At 65.9% G+C, this 16,418-nt stretch carries 15 protein-coding genes; 6 read left to right on the top strand and 9 right to left on the bottom strand.

What is annotated here, in order from left to right; all coding sequences use genetic code 11:
- Positions 1 to 246 precede the first annotated feature (246 nt).
- From BUS12_RS11190 to BUS12_RS11180, 3 genes are all read right to left on the bottom strand, one after another.
- Positions 247 to 1,131 (bottom strand): MerR family transcriptional regulator, encoded by an 885-nt coding sequence (locus BUS12_RS11190; RefSeq protein ID WP_074295758.1) that lies wholly within the window; start codon positions 1,129 to 1,131, stop codon positions 247 to 249.
- Between the two features lie 140 nt (positions 1,132 to 1,271).
- Positions 1,272 to 1,856 carry a GNAT family N-acetyltransferase gene (locus BUS12_RS11185; RefSeq protein ID WP_074295757.1) on the bottom strand — a complete coding sequence of 195 codons (585 nt, stop codon included), beginning with the start codon at positions 1,854 to 1,856 and terminating at the stop codon, positions 1,272 to 1,274.
- Between the two features lie 178 nt (positions 1,857 to 2,034).
- Complete coding sequence (locus BUS12_RS11180) at positions 2,035 to 2,892, bottom strand: LysR family transcriptional regulator (RefSeq protein ID WP_083640462.1); 858 nt, start codon at positions 2,890 to 2,892, stop codon at positions 2,035 to 2,037.
- 129 nt (positions 2,893 to 3,021) lie between these two features.
- Between BUS12_RS11180 and BUS12_RS11175 the strand changes: the two genes are divergently transcribed.
- Positions 3,022 to 4,008, top strand: a complete 987-nt coding sequence (locus BUS12_RS11175) for a quinone oxidoreductase family protein (RefSeq protein ID WP_074295755.1) — start codon at positions 3,022 to 3,024, stop codon at positions 4,006 to 4,008.
- Between the two features lie 52 nt (positions 4,009 to 4,060).
- Here BUS12_RS11175 and BUS12_RS11170 read toward each other — a convergent pair whose 3' ends face one another.
- The 4 genes from BUS12_RS11170 to BUS12_RS11155 form a co-directional block, all read right to left on the bottom strand.
- Positions 4,061 to 4,645 carry a peroxidase-related enzyme gene (locus tag BUS12_RS11170; protein WP_074295754.1) on the bottom strand — a complete coding sequence of 195 codons (585 nt, stop codon included), beginning with the start codon at positions 4,643 to 4,645 and terminating at the stop codon, positions 4,061 to 4,063.
- Positions 4,642 to 5,214, bottom strand: a complete 573-nt coding sequence (locus tag BUS12_RS11165; RefSeq protein ID WP_074295753.1) for a CMD domain protein — start codon at positions 5,212 to 5,214, stop codon at positions 4,642 to 4,644. The genes BUS12_RS11170 and BUS12_RS11165 overlap by 4 nt, the downstream gene beginning before the upstream one ends.
- Positions 5,215 to 5,278: 64 nt before the next feature.
- Positions 5,279 to 6,754, bottom strand: a complete 1,476-nt coding sequence (locus tag BUS12_RS11160) for an NAD(P)-binding domain-containing protein (RefSeq protein WP_074295752.1) — start codon at positions 6,752 to 6,754, stop codon at positions 5,279 to 5,281.
- Complete coding sequence (locus tag BUS12_RS11155; protein ID WP_074295751.1) at positions 6,751 to 7,737, bottom strand: LysR family transcriptional regulator; 987 nt, start codon at positions 7,735 to 7,737, stop codon at positions 6,751 to 6,753. Before BUS12_RS11155 ends, BUS12_RS11160 begins: the two co-directional genes overlap by 4 nt.
- Positions 7,738 to 8,087: 350 nt before the next feature.
- On the opposite strand from BUS12_RS11155, the gene BUS12_RS11150 reads away from it, so the two are divergent.
- The 4 genes from BUS12_RS11150 to BUS12_RS11135 are packed head-to-tail and all read left to right on the top strand — an operon-like array spanning position 8,088 to position 12,781.
- Positions 8,088 to 9,293 (top strand): ABC transporter substrate-binding protein, encoded by a 1,206-nt coding sequence (locus BUS12_RS11150; protein ID WP_074297365.1) that lies wholly within the window; start codon positions 8,088 to 8,090, stop codon positions 9,291 to 9,293.
- A gap of 37 nt (positions 9,294 to 9,330) precedes the next feature.
- Positions 9,331 to 11,154, top strand: a complete 1,824-nt coding sequence (locus BUS12_RS11145; RefSeq protein WP_074295750.1) for an ABC transporter permease — start codon at positions 9,331 to 9,333, stop codon at positions 11,152 to 11,154.
- 11 nt (positions 11,155 to 11,165) lie between these two features.
- The gene (locus BUS12_RS11140; protein WP_074295749.1) at positions 11,166 to 12,038 is read left to right on the top strand and encodes an ABC transporter ATP-binding protein; all 873 of its coding nucleotides are present in this window, start codon (positions 11,166 to 11,168) and stop codon (positions 12,036 to 12,038) included.
- A complete protein-coding gene (locus BUS12_RS11135) occupies positions 12,035 to 12,781 on the top strand; it encodes an ABC transporter ATP-binding protein (protein WP_074295748.1) in 747 nt (248 codons plus the stop codon). The genes BUS12_RS11140 and BUS12_RS11135 overlap by 4 nt, the downstream gene beginning before the upstream one ends.
- A 68-nt stretch (positions 12,782 to 12,849) precedes the next feature.
- Here the strand turns inward: BUS12_RS11135 and BUS12_RS11130 are convergent, their stop codons facing one another.
- A complete protein-coding gene (locus BUS12_RS11130) occupies positions 12,850 to 13,770 on the bottom strand; it encodes a DMT family transporter (protein ID WP_074295747.1) in 921 nt (306 codons plus the stop codon).
- A 111-nt stretch (positions 13,771 to 13,881) separates the two neighbouring features.
- On the opposite strand from BUS12_RS11130, the gene BUS12_RS11125 reads away from it, so the two are divergent.
- Positions 13,882 to 15,312: an aminotransferase-like domain-containing protein gene (locus BUS12_RS11125; RefSeq protein WP_074295746.1), complete on the top strand. Its 1,431-nt coding sequence runs from the start codon at positions 13,882 to 13,884 to the stop codon at positions 15,310 to 15,312.
- Positions 15,313 to 15,329: 17 nt separating this feature from the next.
- Here BUS12_RS11125 and BUS12_RS11120 read toward each other — a convergent pair whose 3' ends face one another.
- Positions 15,330 to 16,406, bottom strand: coding sequence for a TAXI family TRAP transporter solute-binding subunit (locus tag BUS12_RS11120; RefSeq protein ID WP_074295745.1), 1,077 nt, complete (start codon positions 16,404 to 16,406; stop codon positions 15,330 to 15,332).
- Positions 16,407 to 16,418: the final 12 nt, after the last annotated feature.

Genomic DNA, 16,418 nt, shown 5'->3' with positions numbered 1-16,418 from the left:
CGGGAATCTCCATGCGTGCGGTCGATGCAGCAGCGGGGCTCGTTCATGCCACCCGTCCAGGCTCGAACGTCCTGGCGTGGCGTATGTCGGCGCTGCTGTAATGACGTTGCTGCTGCGGTAAAAGGATCGTCGCATGGACGTGCCGTCGCGCAAACCAAGCAATGGAGATTTGGATATGACGCGCACGCAGGAGCGGCTGCGGCGCGCGCGATAGAAAAGACCGCGGTGAACGAGCGTGTAGAACGTCTACCGTGCTGACTTTTTGGCCTTGGCCTTTTCTGCGCCGGCGTGGCCTGCCGCTTTGGCTTCGCCATCGGACGACGCGGGCGGCAGGGTGTGCTCCTCATGCGTGCTGCCGAGCTTTTCCATGATGCCCGCGACGCGGTCGCCGAGATAGTCGCCGGAGGCTTCTTCGAGCGCGCGGTTCATCTCGCTTTCGACCAGCACCATCGCGAGCGGCCTGACCCGCCAGATTGCCTCGACCAGCGCCGGCACATCGGCGGGCGGCGGCAGTGCGCCGGCGTCGTAACGGTCGAGCTGGCGCACGACCAGATCGACCATCGCCTTGGCGACGGCGTTGAAATGCGGACGCGAGATCCGCACGGCGTCGAGCAGGTCGGCGAGCGGGATGCCTTCGTGCGCCATCGTGGCGCCCGCTGACAGCGCCGCAGGACTATTGGCGACGAACGACAGGCCCTTGCGTTCGAGCAGGCCCAGTTCGACCGCTTTGGACAAGGCGCTGGGAGAGGCCTTGTCGCCGAACATCTGCAGCAGTTCGAGCAGCGAGTACTTCTTCGGCCGCTCGCGCGACCAGCGGCTGCCGATGGCCGTCTCGAGACCGAGAATCGAGCGCAGGTCGTGGCCTTCGTCGACAGCCTTGATCAGGTCCTGGATGTTGGCGAGCGTATAGCCGCGCGCCAGCAGGTGATTGATGAGCTTCAGCCGCGAGACGTGGGTATCGTCGTACACGCCGACCCGGCCGCGCTTTTCGGGCGGCGCAAGCAGGCCGCGGTCCTGATAGGCGCGCACGTTGCGCACGGTGCTGTCCGTCACCCGTGCGAGTTCGTCGACGGTGTATTCGTTGCGCGGCGCGGCGGGCGCTGGGGACGGAGAGGGGGGCGTTTTCGGCATGGGGGGATTTTAACGCGGGGGCGGGGCATGGCGGCGCGACTCGCAATTCATGCCGCGCTGTTCCGGCGTCGTGTCGTCACCGCCCGCGCCCGCTTCAGCGCTTGATTAGCCGCCCGTGCCCACCGTCCACGCCCGATACACTAAGCCGGCCGCTCATCCGGCGACGCCCCGTCGCCCACGCCCAAGGTGCGCTGCATCAGCGTGGTATCGAGCCAGCGCCCGTGCTTGAAGCCCACCGCCTTCAGCGTGCCGACCAGCTCGAAGCCGAGGGCGCGATGCAGCGAAAGCGACCCGCCGCTGCCACCGTCCGCGATCACGGCGACCATCTGCCGCCACGGTCCGGTTTCGCAGCGCGCAATCAGCGCTTCAAGCAGCACACGGCCAATGCCACGCCCGCGAAAGGCATCGTCCATATAAATCGAATCTTCGATGGTGTTGCGATACGCGGCGCGCGGCCGGTACGGCGTGGCGTAGCAATAGCCCGCAATCTTGCCGTCGACCTCGGCCACCATGTACGGCAGGCCGTGGCTCAACACGGATGCCAGGCGGCCGCGCAGATCGTCGACGGAAGGCGGCGTCTCTTCGAACGACGCGACACCGTGCAGCACGTGGTTTGCATAGATGGCCTGAATGGCGGGCAGATCGGCTTCGGTGGCGTCGCGCAGCAGGGGGGCGGCGGACGGGCCGGTTGATGGATTCGCGTTGGTTTGCGTGAGGGTGCTCATACGGATTCCCGTTGTTGCCCGGAGCTTTTCCGGAAACACTTCACTATGCCCGTGGTCGGCGTGGAATTGAAGCCGGTCAAAAATGTCGCTGGCGTATCCACGGCATAACGTCGGCACGAGGTTCACCCATAGGGCGATCCGTTCACACGGACGCAGCCCTCACGAGTCAAGACGCGCGCTACATCGCGCCATCCGCCTCGCGCACGGCTTCAGCCAATGCGTCGGCCACCGCCTGCACGCGCGGCGAGCGCCGCACATCCGGATGCACCGCGAGCCAGATTTCCCGCTCGACGTCGCAGGCCGGTTGTGTGCTCATCTCCTGCACGGTGCCGTCGCCATCGACGATAAAGCGCGGCAGCAGCGCGATGCCCATGCCTGCCTGGCAGGCGCGGTAAATCGACACGAGGTCGTTGGTGACGAGGGCGAACGGCCGGTCCTGCGCGAAGCGCACGAGCCACTGCTGTTGCGGCGCCTCCGCGAGCGTCTCGTTGTAGCCGATGAATTCCCATTGCTCGCAGCGTCGCGCGGCCCACTCGGGCGTGCCGTACAGCGCGAAGCGCATCGTCCCGAGCCGGCGTGCCGCGAGTCCGGCTTCCTGAGGCCGCGACAGCCGCACGGAAAGATCGGCTTCGTGACGAAACAGATTGGCGGCGCGCGTTTCGCCCACCACATCCAGCAAGACCTCCGGATAGGCGCGCCGGAAGGCGGCGAGGCGCGGCACCAGAAAATGACTGCCGAACACCGGCGGCACCGACAGCCGCACCGTGCCCTGCAGCGTGACCGCGCCACGCGCCGCCCGTACGAAGCCATGCGCTTCTTCTTCGATGCGTCCGGCACGCTCGACCAGCTCGCGGCCTTCTTCGGTCAGCGGCCAGCCACGCGGCAGGCGGTCGAACAGGCGCACGCCGAGCGCCTGCTCCATGGCGTCGATGCGCCGGGCGACCGTCGAATGCTGGACGCCGAGCGTGCGCGCGGCTTCGGACAGGCTGCCGCCGCGCGCCACGGAGAGGAAATAGCGGATGTCGTCCCACTGCAGCGCGGCGATGGGCGTCGGTAGATCGGTCGAATTTTGCACAGGAGTTGACGATGAATGGGGGATTCCATTCAATTATGCTCGAAACCTACACTCGCTTGTCATCACGTAACGGAACGAGGGAGTGCAGCGATGGAACAGCAGAGTGCCTATCAGGTCGGCATTGAAGCCTATGGCGACGCGTCGGTGCTGCGCCGGTTTTCGCAGACGGTGCCGCCGCCCGCAGCAGGGGAAGTGCAAATCAGGCAGACGGCGGTGGGGGTTAACTTTGTCGATATTTACTTTCGCGCGGGGCTGCATCGTCTGCCGCAGTTGCCCGGCGCGCTGGGTGTCGAGGCGGCCGGCGTGGTGGCGGCGCTCGGCCCTGGCGTGAACGGCTGGCAGGTCGGCGAGCGGGTTGCGTATGCAGGGCTGCCGGTGGGCAGCTATACGAATCTGCGCAATGTGCCGGCGCAAAAGCTGCTGCGGCTGCCGGCGGCCGTGTCGGATGAAACCGCGGCTGCCGCGCTGTTGCGCGGCGCGACCAGCTACATGCTGCTGCATCGCGTGAGGGACATCAAACCCGGTGACACCGTGCTGGTGCATGCCGCGGCTGGCGGCCTCGGTCTGATCCTCGTGCAGTGGGCGAAGGCTCTTGGCGCGCGCGTGATCGGTACGGTCGGCACGCCCGCCAAGGCGGAGCTCGCGCTCGCGCATGGCCTCGATCAGGCCGTGCTGTACCGGGACGAAGATTTCGTCGAAGCGGCGCGCGCATTCGGCGGCGGCGCGGGCGTCGACTTCGCGGTGGACGGCATTGGCGGCGCGACCTTGCGGCGCACGCTCGGCGCGGTGAAGCCGTTCGGGGTGGTGGCGAGTATCGGTGAGGCCGAGGGCGCGATCGAACCCATCACGCTGGACGAAATCGGCCCCGCCCGCTCGATCGCCCTCGCACGGCCCAGCGTGCTGGGCATGATGCGGGACGTCGACGCGTATCGCCTGGCGGCGCAGCAGGTATTCGAGCGGATCGGCGCCGGTCTGCATGTCGAGGTGGGCGAGCGTCTGCCGCTTGACGACGCCGCGCTAGCCCATCGGCGGATGGAGACCGGGCAGACCGTGGGGTCGGTGATCCTGATTCCCTGAGCGAGACGCGCCGTGGCTGGGTGGCTGGGCGGCTACGTCCCGGCTTGCGGCGTCAGCCGTTTTGCGCCGGAAACACCGGTTCGCCCAGCGTCAGCATCAGCCGGTTCGCCCACGCGAAGATCGCGATCGCATGCGTCAGGTCGAGAATCTCCGCCTCGGTGAGCCCGTGCGCGGCGAGCCGCTTGATGGCCTCGGCATCCACGGCGTCGGGATGCTCGGTCAGTTCGATCGCGTAGCGGATGATGGCGCGTTCACGCCCGGTGGTGCCGGCAGTGGCGGGATCCTCGAAAACCTGCTCGATGGCGTCCGTGCGCTTCGCCAGTTGTCCGAAACGTTGTGCGTGTACCGACGCGCAGTACACGCAGCCATTGACGCGCGAAACCACGGTGCTCGCCAGTTCGCGCTCCGCGCGCGGCAAGCCGCCGGAGGCATACATGATGGCGTTGAAGACGCCGGAGCGTTGCCGCAGGATCTCGGCCTGCTGCACGAGCAACAGGTAGTAGTCGGAGGTCTTGGCGTGCGGGTGGCTTTCTTCGAGGACCGCGACCTGCTCGGGCGTGGCCTCGTCAAGCTTTACCGTATCGAGCCATGCGCGCCAGCCCAGCGTATCGAAGGTAAAACCGTGCGACTGACTCATGCTGCCTCCTGCGGCGCGAGCGGGGTCTGGGCGTCGCGGAGCGCCTTGAGGCCCGCGATAACCCGCAATTGATAGGTGACGAACGCAACCAGTTGCGACAGTGCGACGATGCCGCGCGTCGAAAGGCCGGCCTGTTCGAGAGCCTGCAGATGGTGAGGGCGCGCGTCGACGGGCGTCAGCGTGAGCAGCTTCACGTGCGCGAGAATGGCGATCAGGCGTGCGTGGGACGTCACGTCGAGCGTGCCCGCTTCGATGGCGGCCAGCGTGTCCGCGAGCGGCGCGTTGCGGGTGCTCGAGCCGGCTCCTGCAGCGATCAGCCGGCCGGCGTAGGTGTCGGCCAGTTCGTCTGCACGCGACAGGTGCGCCACGTACCAGGCGGCGAACAGGCGCTCGCGCAACGGCAGATCCGGCAGCGCCGGGTCGAACAGCGCCTCTTCGCTGCGCTGGGTGTGGGTCACGACCTTGTCGCGTGCGTGCCGGATGGCGGCAATCGCGCTGTCGGCGCGCAATCCGGCCAGCACGTCGATCGTATCGTGCGTGGGTCCGGTGGAAGAAGAAAGCTCAGCCATGGAGGCTCCGTTTCAAAGGGAATTCAGGTATGCAAAATACTTCACGATGATTCAATGCAGCGGATCAGTCCTGTTGATGCAGCGGCACAGCAGGGGGCGATTCGGCAGCGGGCGATGTGTCGGCATCGGCATCGGTCCATTCGTCGCCTTGCAGTTCCGCGGTGGCGAAGGCAACCAGCGCGTCGTAATGCCGCTCGCGGTCCGCATCGAACAGACGGCTGGCGATGCCGCGCGCGAGCCGCTGCGCGCCTTCGCTGATGGCCGGAATGTCGCCCGACAGCTTGCCGTGACTCAGGCTCGCCGCATGATTGAAGCAGTGGATCTGCGCAAGCGCGGCGCAGGTGCCCGGTTCGCGCTCCTGGAACACATACGCGGCACCGAGATCCGGCGACTCCGCGAGTTCCTCCATCGGCAAGGCCGGGTCGGCGCGATAGCGGTCTTTCCAGCGGCGCACGTAGGGCGCGAACTGCGCGAACTCGGGACGCGTCGAGATATCCGAATGAAAGCCGGTGGCGAAGATCAGGAAGTCGAGCGTATAGCGGCCCTTCGGCGTGGTCACTTCGAGCCCATCCGCGTGCTCTTCCAGCGCAATGACGGGACTGCCGAGATGAAAGCGCGCGTTCTCGTGGCGCGAAACCCGTAGCACGCTGTCGCGCGGCGGCGGGGTCTGCGAAGCCAGCGAGTAATGCAGGAAGCGCCATTTCGAAGCGTCGTCGAGATCGGCGAAGCCGTGCACGAGCCCCGGACTGCCGATGCCGGTCAGTTTGTTGATACGCGGAATATCGCTGCGGCGAATGAACAGATCGACGCTGGCAGCGCCCGTTTCCAGCGCAGTCGCCGCATTGTCGAAGGCGGATGCGCCCGCGCCCACGACGCCGACGCGCTTGCCACGTAGCGCCTCGAAATCGATCGCATCGGCGGAATGGGCCCACAGGCGCGACGCGACGCGCTGCGCGAAGTCCGGTACGTAAGGACCGCCAAGGCCGTCGCGGCCGGTGGCGAGCACCACATGCCGCGCCAGCACCGTGCGCTGCGTGCCCTGCGTGTTGAGATCGAGCGCGAGCAGGCCGTCGTCGCGCGTGCGCAACGCGACCAACGCCGTGTGGTTTTGCACCGGCAGCGCCAGCACCTTGCGATACCAGCGCAGATAATCCATCCACTGCGTCCGGGGAATCTTGTAGAGCGCGTCCCATGCCGGGCGCCCGAACTGCGCTTCGTACCAGGCGCGGAAGGTCAGCGCCGGCAGGCGCAGCGCCGGACCGGTCAGCGTCTTCGGCGAGCGCAGCGTTTCCATGCGTGCATAGGTGACCCATGGACCTTCGCCGCCGGTCGGCGCGCGGTCGAATACCTGCTGATTGTCGATGCCGAGCCAGCGCAGTTCCGCCGAAGCGGTCAGGCCCGCCATGCCACCGCCGACGATCGCGACGTCGAGCACGCGCGCTTGATCCACGAAACGCGGCGGCACCCATGACGCGGGCGGCAGTTCGAGCCAGCGCAGGTCTTCGCGCAGACGGTGTTCGAGGGCGTCGAGTGACGTCATGCGGGAATCTCCAAAGATTTCGGGCGGGCACGCGACACGCGCAGTTCGCGCTGCAACAGCGCATCGTGCTGGCTGGCGTCGTGCAGCACGACGCCTTCGAGCAATGCGAGCGTCGCGTCCTGAATGGCTTGCAAGAGGGCGTCGACAGCCGGGCGGCGCGGTTTGCCGGCCGGCGTGACGGCGCCGAAATAGAACGGAATCACGCTTTCGAGCGGCCGGGCGATCACCCCTTCGATGGCGAGTCCGAGTCCCGTTGCCGGATCGACGATGGCGACGCCGGCGCCCGCGCGAGCGGCCATCACGGCGTTGAGCGACGCATTGGTTTCCAGAAACACGTCGGCGTGAATGCGCGCGGCGGCGAACGCGGCGTCGATCCGATGACGCAGACGGTAGCGGTTCGCCACCGTGACGATGCGCCGCTGCGCGAGATCGCGCAGCGCGATGCGCGGCTGTGCGGCAAGCGGATCGCCGGCGGGAAAGATCGCCACGCACGGCGCCTCGGCGATCCAATGCACCTCGAGGCCCGCGTGACCGATGGGCAGCGTCACGAGGCCGATATCGGCCGTGCGCGTCAGCACTTCATGCACCACATGCTCCGCCGACAGGCTGCGTAACTGGAATTGCGCCACCTTCTCGTCGGGCGGCACGGCGGCGATCGCGGAAGGCACGATGGCGGCAGCCAGCGCAGACGTCGCGGCAATGCGCACGGGTTCCGCTTCGCCGAGGCCGATTGCGCGAGCGCGTTGTTCGATGGTCTTCAGGCCGATCAGCGAGCGCTCCACTTCCTCGTACAACAGGAAGGCGCGATGAGTCGGCGTGACACGCGGTCCATTGCGGTTGAACAGCGCATAGCCGAGATCGGCTTCGAGTTCCTGGATCTGCCGCGTGACCGCCGGTTGCGAACGCTCCAGCAAGCGGCCCGCACCGGTGATGCTGCCGGCAGACATGACCGCCGAAAACGCTTCGAGTTGATGTAGCTCCATGAGTCGCCCAAGCCATTCTGTTTGCGCATTGTAGGGGCGTCTGAATGCGGGATTTATATAATCAATTCCGATATCGACAGTGGAAAAAATGCGAAGCGAATGGGCGCGGGGTGTGAAAGCATGGCGCGCTTTTCCGCGCCGCGGTTGTTCGGGTGGCGGAAAAGTCCCATTTAATCAGGTGCTTGCGTTCGTGTGTGCCGTGCCTGTTGTTTGGCGGCGTTGGTCAGGCCGTACCACAGGCGAGGCCCTTTGGTCCCCAACGTCATAACCATATTCCCAAAACTTCGTTGGATAGCCGGAATTCAGCATGGTTTGATGGCCGCACTTTGAAGACGATCGTCGAGGGCATCATGAAGGACGTAAAAAAACAGGCGCGCCGCACGTGGCTGCGTGCGCTCAAGGCACTGCCGCTGATCGCTGCGGCATGGGGCATCGCCGGTCTCGCCGCCGGCACTGCGGCGCATGCCGCAGCGGCGACCGGCGAACCCTATCTGGTCGGCGTGAGCGGTCCGCTGACGGGGCAGGACGGCCAATACGGCACGCAATGGAAGCGCGGCTTCGATCTCGCGCTGGACCAGATCAACAGCCAGGGCGGCATCAAGGGCCGCCCGCTTGCGTATGACTTCGAGGACAGCCGCGGCGATCCGGGGCAGGCCGTTTCGATTGCGCAGAAGTTTGTAGGCGACTCGCGCATCCTGCTGGAACTGGGCGACCTGTCGAGCACGACCTCGATGGCCGCCTCGCCGATCTATCAGCGCGGCAAACTGGTGCAGTTCGGCTTCACCAACTCGCATCCTGACTTCACGAAGGGCGGCGACTATATGTGGAGCACGGCGCTGAGCCAGGCCGAAGAGCAGCCGCTGCTGGCGCGCTATGCCGCGAAGGATCTCGGCTTCAAGCGCATTGCGGTGCTGTATCTGAACACGGACTGGGGCCGCACCAGCAAGGACATCTTCGCCAAGGCCGCCGCCGAAAACGGCGCCCAGGTGGTCGCCGCGGAAGGGTATCAGCCGAACGAGAAAGACTTCCGCGCCACGCTCGTGCGTGTGAACGAAGCGAAACCCGATTCGATCGTGCTGATTTCGTACTACGCGGACGGCGCGCAGATTGTGCGCCAGGCGCGCTCGTCCGGCTTGACCCAGCCGATTGCCGCGGTGGGTTCGATCTACTCGCCGAAATTTCTCGAACTGGGTGGCGCGGCCGTGAACGGTGTGTACACCGAATCGAATTTCTTCCCCGGCGACAAGCGTCCTGCCGTGCAGGACTTCGTGCAGCGCTACCGCGCCAAGTACAACGCCGATCCCGACACCTTCGCGGCACGCGCCTATGACGCCATGATTCTCTCCGCGGAACTGTTGCGCCGCTACGGCGTGACGCGCCAGGCCGTGCATGACGGCCTGAGCCAGATCCACGACGTGCCGAGCCTGATCTTCGGCCAGATGAAATTCGATCCGCAGACCCGGCGCGTGGCGGGAGCGACGAGCGTCTATCTGGTCGTCAAGGACAATCAGTTCACGCAATGGGACGGTGTGAAGCCGGTCCTTGCATCGAAATAACGCGTGCGTGACGGCGTATTGCACTGGATGAATCGCTATGGCGTCCTGGCTTGACTATACGATCAACGGACTGATCGTCGGCAACATCTATGCGTTGCTGGCGGTCGGGCTGGCCTTGATCTTCGGCGTGTCGCATCTGATCAATTTTGCACACGGCTCGGTGTATATGATCGGCGGCTTTATCGGCTGGCTGTGTCTCACGCACCTCGGTTTGCCCTTGCCGCTTGCGCTGCTGGCAGTGGCGGCGGGTTGCGGGCTGCTGGGGATCGTGATCGAGCGGATCGGTCTGCGGCCGTTGCAAGGCTCGGCGCGTATCGCGCCGTTGCTGGCGACCATCGGCATCAGCTTCGTGCTCGACCAGTCCGCGCAGTTGATCTTCGGCGCCGATCCGCGCGCCGTCCCGAGTACGCTGCCGGATTGGCACGTGAGCGTTGGCGGCGCGACGATCGGCTCGCTGGATCTGCTGATCGCCGGCATTGGCATTGGTGCGGCGGCGGTGCTGTATGTCTTCCTGCGCTTCACGCGGCTCGGCTGGGCCGTGCGCGCCACCGCGCAGGATCGCGACGCCGCGCAGCAGATGGGCGTCAACGTCAACGGCGTGAATCAGGCGGTGTTTGCGATTGCCTGCGCGTTGGGCGGCGTGAGCGGTCTGCTGGTGGGCATGTACTACAACAGCATCGACCCCGCGATGGGTTTTCAGGCCACCCTCAAGGGCGTGGTCGCGTTGCTGATCGGCGGCCTTGGCAACGTGCCGGGCGCGATCGTGGGCAGCCTGTTGCTGGGTCTCGTGGAAAGCTACGGTGTGGCGATCTTCGGCACCAGCTATCGCGACCTGTTTGCGTTCGTCCTGCTGCTGGTGTTTCTGGTGTGGCGTCCTAACGGCCTCTTCAGCCGTAGCCGCCGCTTGCCGTCCGAGCCGTTGACCGGCACCTTCCTCGCGGCAGGCAAAGCGCTGCGCTTGCCGCGTCCGCTGCTTGCGGCGCTCGCGCTGGCGGCAATTGCGCTGCCGTTCGTCGCACCTTCGTCGTATCTCCTGCAAACGCTCACCAATGCCTGGTTGTACGGAATGCTGGCGCTGAGCTTGACGCTGGTGGCAGGGACAGTCGGTCAGATTTCGCTGGGCCATGCGGCGTTGCTGCTGATCGGCGCGTATGCCTCGGCGTTGCTGTCGCTGCATCTTGGCTGGTCGCCCGCGGTGACGATTCTCTGCGCCGGGTTGATTACCGCCGCGCTCGGCACCTTGCTGGTTTATCCGGCGTTCCGCTTGCGCGGTCACTATGTGTCGATCGCGACGCTTGGGATCGGCGAGGTGGTGAGCCTCGTAATTCTCAACTGGGACAGCCTGACGCGCGGCCCGCTCGGCATCAGCGGTATTGCGCCGCTCTCGCTGTTCGGCTGGGCGCCGGATAGTGCGCGCGCCGTGTACTGGTTTGCGCTCGCGGTGCTGATCGTGCTCGCGTTGCTGCAGACCCGTCTGCTCAGTTCGCACCTGGGCCGCACGCTGCGCGCTATCCGCGAGGATGAAGTGGCGGCGCGCTCGTACGGCATCCGGCCGAATCGCTACAAGGCGATGGCGTTCGCGTTCGGCGGTCTCGCGGCGGGCATCAGCGGTGGCATCTCCGCGCATCTGTACAGCTATATCAACAACACGACCTTCGATTCGCAAGTCTCCATTCTGGCGCTGACCATGGTGATTCTCGGCGGCCTCGGCAATGTGCTGGGCGGGATTGTCGGCGCGGTGGCGTTGATCGGGCTGCCCGAGATTTTCCGCTGGGCTGCGGACTACCGCATGCTGATCTATGGCGTCGTGCTGTTGCTGCTGGTGCGGTTCCGGCCGCAAGGCCTGCTCGGCACCGTATGACGGAGAACGCCATGACCCAGAACCTTCTCGACGTGCGCGGCGTGACGCGGCGCTTCGACGGCCTGACCGCCGTGGACCAGATCGACCTGTCGATCGCCGCCGGGCAACTCGTGAGCGTGATCGGCCCGAACGGCGCGGGCAAGTCGACGCTCTTCAACCTGATTACCGGCCTCGACAGGCCCGATGGCGGCAGCGTGCAATTCGACGGCCGCGATGTCACCGGTGTGCAGCCGGACGCACTCGCGGCGCTTGGACTGGCGCGCACGTTTCAGCACGGACGCGTGTTCGGCAATCTGAGCGTGCTGGATAACGTGCTGGTGGGTGCGCACTCCCGGCTACGCGCGACGCGTGCCGGGTGGCCCGTCATCGGTGCAATCGCGGAACTGGCGCGCGCGCTGATCGGCCCGGCGTCGCTGCGCCGTGAAGATGAAGCTTTGCGCGCCGAGGTGCGCGAGATCATCGCCGGTTTTGGCGAGCGGTTGCTGCCGCGTCTGGAGCAACCGGCTCACAGCCTGTCGTATGCGAACCGTCGACGCGTCGAAATCGCCCGGGCGCTGGCCTTGCATCCACGCCTTCTGCTGCTCGACGAGCCCACCGCGGGCATGAACGAATCCGAAACCGCCGAGATGCTGGTGCTGATCCAGCAACTGAAGGAGCGCGGCCTGACCATCCTGCTGATCGAACACAAGCTCGACATGGTGATGCAACTGTCGGACCGTGTGATCGTGCTCGATAACGGCAAGAAGATCGCCGAAGGGTTGCCGCGCGACGTGCGCAACGACCCGCGCGTGATCGAGGCGTACCTGGGACACCGTAATGTAGGCGGCGCCTCTTCGGAGTCCATCAGCGCACGCCGCACTGAATTGCAGGAAGAGCGGCCATGAGCGAAGCATTACTGAAACTGGAGCACATCGAGACGTTTTACGGTCCGGTCCAGGTGCATTTCGACGTCAATTTCGAAGTGCGGCGCGGGCAGATCGTCAGCCTGCTCGGCGGCAATGCGAGCGGCAAGTCGACTACGATGAAGCTCATCCTCGGTCTGCACAAGCCGCGCTCGGGCAACGTGACGTTCGAGGGCGAGTCGATCACCGCGCTCGCCACGCCGCAGATCGTGCGGCGCGGCGTCGGTTCGGTGCCGGAAGCGCGGCGGCTGTTCGGCGACATGACGGTGCGCGAGAACCTGCTGATGGGGGCGTATACGCGCCGTGACCGGCCTGCGATCAACGAGGACTATGAGCGGGTGCTCGACCTGTTTCCGCGCGTGAAGGAGCGTCTCGCGCAGCGCGCCGGGACTTTGTCCGGCGGCGAGCAGCAGATGCTGGCGATGGCGCGCGCATTGATGAGCCGTCCGAAGCTGATCTGCATGGACGAGCCAACCATGGGCCTGTCGCCGCTGTACGTCGACAAGGTGCTGGAGCTGATCCACACCATCAACCAGCAAGGCGTGACCTTCTTCATGGTCGAGCAGAACGCGAGCTTGGCGCTGGAGATCGCGCACTACGGTTATGTGCTGCAAACGGGCCGCGTCGTGCTGCAGGGCGAGGCGCAGGCGTTGCTCGGCGACGAGCGGATTCGCGATGCGTACCTGGGTGGCGACGCACAGGCGGCGGCGAGTACGGCTGCCTAGGCTGACGCCGCACAGGGCAGGAGCGGCGGGCGTGCGAGCGGGGCATACCGCCCGCCACCCACACGCCGCTAACCAGCCTGCCGCACCGGCACGGCCCGCGCAAACCGCCGTGCGCCCGCCACGCAGGCCACCACGATCACCGTCACGACGATCATCACCGGCGGCACCTGCTCATGCAGCAGCACGCCGGCCAGCAGGAGTCCGAAGAACGGCTGCAGCAATTGCAGTTGTCCGACGCTGGCGATGCCGCCCAGCGCGAGCCCCCGGTACCAGAACACGAAGCCGATCAGCATGCTGAAGAGCGACACATACGCGAGCCCCCACAACGCGGCCTGACTGACGCCCGCGAACGAAGCGGGCCATGCCCACCACGTGAGCGGCACCATCACCGGCAGCGACAGCACCAGCGCCCACGAGATCACCTGCCAGCCGCCGAGATGACGCGACAGCCTGGCGCCTTCGGCATAGCCGAGCCCGCATGCCACGATCGCGGCGAGCATCAGGGCGTCGCCGAGCGGCGAGGCATGCAGTCCGTTGCGCACGGCAAACGCGACGACCGCGCAACTGCCGAGCGCCGAAAACAGCCAGAACGCCGCTTGCGGGCGCTCGCCGCCGCGCAGCACGCCGAAGATCGCCGTGGACAGCGGTAACAGGCCGATGAAGACGACCGCATGCGCGGAGGTGATATGGCGCAAGGCGAGGGCGGTCAGCAACGGAAAGCCGACCACCACGCCGAGCGCGACAATCAGCAAGGGCAGCAGGTCGCGCCGCACCGGACGGGTCTCGCGAAATACGAGCAGCAGGATGAGGCCGAGCGTGCCGGCAATCGTTGCGCGCGCCACGGTCAGGAAGATCGGATCGAGCCCCTGCACGGCGATGCGCGTGGCCGGCAGCGAGCCGCTGAAGATCAGCACGCCGACGAGGCCGCTTACCCAGCCACTCGAGGCGCGGCTATGGCCTGGCTGGCTGTTTTTGGAATGTTGAATCATCGGAGTTTCCGTCTGCGGGGTAAAGCATCCAGCATCCTCCTTGCCGGCCAAAAGTGTAAGCTACGGATCAGTACAATTCGTGCAAACTGTACCGAACGTGGAGCAGTACAGATGGCGGAAAACAGCAAAGACAATCCAGCGAGCAGCGCTTCGTCGCGCACCCGCGTCGAAGTCGTGATGGACGCGTTGCGCGAGCGCATTGCCAGCCGCTCGCTGATGCCCGGCGCCCGCGTCCCGTCGATCAGGATGATGACGGAGACGCTCGGCGTGTCGAAATCGACGGTGGTCGAGGCCTATGACCGGCTGGTCGCGGAAGGCGCCGTCGTCGCGCGGCGCGGTTCGGGGTTTTTCGTCTCCGGCCATGCGCCGCCGCTCGCGCTGGCCGATCTGGGTCCGCGTCTGGACCGCCAGGTCGATCCGCTGTGGCTCACGCGGCAATCGCTCGAAGCCGGGCAGAAGGTGCTGAAGCCCGGTTGCGGCTGGCTGCCGGCGTCGTGGTTACCGGAAGACGGCGTGCGCCGCGCGTTGCGCGCGGTGGCGCGCGACCCGCATGCGGCGCTGGCGGATTACGCCACGCCGCCCGGCTTGCCCGCGCTGCGCCAGCAACTCGCCTGGCGTCTCGCCCAGCACGGCGTCGAGGCGCCGCCCGAGCAGATCGTCCTCACCGACGGCGGCACCCATGCGCTCGATCTCGTCTGCCGCTTCCTGCTCGAACCGGGCGATACCGTGCTGATCGACGATCCGTGCTACTTCAACTTCCATGCGTTGCTGCGCGCGCATCGAGCCCGCATCGTCAGTGTGCCCTACACGCCGTCCGGGCCGGATCTGGCGAGCTTCGAGCGGGCGCTGGTGGAGCACCGCCCGCGCCTCTATGTGACGAACTCGGCGATTCACAACCCGACCGGCGCGACGCTGGCGCCGGCGGTCGCGCATCGGCTGCTGAAGCTGGCCGGCGAGCACAACCTGCTGATCGTCGAGGACGACATCTTCGCCGACTTCGAAGACGAACCCGCGCCGCGTCTGGCGGCTTTCGACGGACTCGCGCGGGTGGTGTCGATCGGCAGTTTTTCGAAGACGCTCTCGGCGGCGGTGCGCTGCGGCTTCATCGCGGCACGCGCCGACTGGATCGAACCGCTGATCGACCTGAAGCTCGCGACGTCGTTCGGCAACGGTCAACTGGCGGCGAGCGTGGTGCATCGGCTGCTGGTGGACGGCACGTACCGGCGGCATCTCGAAGGCCTGCGCGCGAAACTGGCCGACGCGATGGGCGAGACCATCCGGCGTCTGACGCAGGCGGGCCTCGAGGTGTGGACCCGGCCGCGCGCCGGTCTCTTCGTCTGGGCGCGTTTGCCCGCTGAACTGGATGCGGCGGAGATCGCGCGGCATGCGCTGACGGAAAACGTGGTGCTGGCGCCCGGCAATGTGTTTAGCGCCGCGCAATCGGCGACGGGGTTCCTGCGCTTTAACGTGTCGCAGTGCAACCGGCCGAAGGCCTACGAAGCACTGCAACGTGCGATGGATCTCGCTCAGGTGGCCGTTTGAGTTTGAGCTGCTCCGCCTCATTTGCAGAGCATCAGCACTCGCGCCTCATCCGTGCAATTCGACTTGACGGGCGCCTTGTCCGCGGTTTGCGCGGGCGCTGCCGTCGTCATGCCGGCCTCGCGGCGGGCGACGCAGGCGCGCAGATGCTTTTCCACCGGCGCATAGTATTGCCAGCCTTTGCCGAGACTCGGCAATTCCATCTTTACCTGCTTCCACTTCGGATGACCGTGCTCCTGCAGGTTATCGAAGTTCGTACATAACGACTCGGCGAAGCGATCGAGATTGACGACCGTATCGCGCAGTCCGTAATCGTAGGTGACGAGGAAGGCCTTCACAGTGAAGGTCGGCACGTCTTCCTTCAGCCAGTTCGGATAGCTGGCCGTGTGAATCGTCGCCGGAAAATAAGTCTGTTTCGCGCGCGCCGATTCGGGCGCGTTGGGATCGACCCGCAGCAGACGAAGCTGCTGCAGCAACTCCGGGTTCATGTCGGTGAAGAGCTTGGCGGGCTGGCCGACCACGATCACCGCCACGTCGATCTTCTTGACGATCAGCGCGGCAAGCGCATCTTCGTTGCTGAGGTGCTGGGCGTTCTGATCGGCGATCGGCTGGCCGAACATCAGGTGATAAATCGTATTGGCGGACTGCGCCGTGCCGCTGCCGAGCAGGCCCACGCTAATGTTCTTGTCCTTGATCTCGTTGATAGTCTTGATCGGCGAGTCGGCCCGCACGACGAAATTGATCTCCTCGTCGTAGAGCGGCATGATGAGCCGCAACGGACGGATGGCCTGACCGGCGTCGGCATTGCCGGCGTTGGCCATGTCGACATAGGCCTGATACACGTCCGATTGCACCAGCGCGAGTTTCACGCCCGGTTCGAAACGCATGCGCTGGACGTTCTCCGCCGAGCCCTTCGAGGGCATGACTTCGAGGTCGATGCCGACCGGCTCGGCCACCCATTTCGCCAGATCCGCGCCGATCTGGATATAGGTGCCGCGTTCGGGGCCGGTGACGATCTTGTAGTGCGCATTGTCCGCGAGCGCGATTGAAGACGTCAGCATCAGTCCGAGCCATCCCGCCAGAATGATCTTGAGCATGGTCGTTCCACC

This window comes from Paraburkholderia phenazinium (assembly GCF_900142845.1).
GTDB classification, from domain to species: Bacteria; Pseudomonadota; Gammaproteobacteria; order Burkholderiales; family Burkholderiaceae; genus Paraburkholderia; species Paraburkholderia phenazinium_A.
Note: the sequence above shows the minus strand (reverse complement) of the source record. Positions and strands in the feature narration are given on the sequence as shown.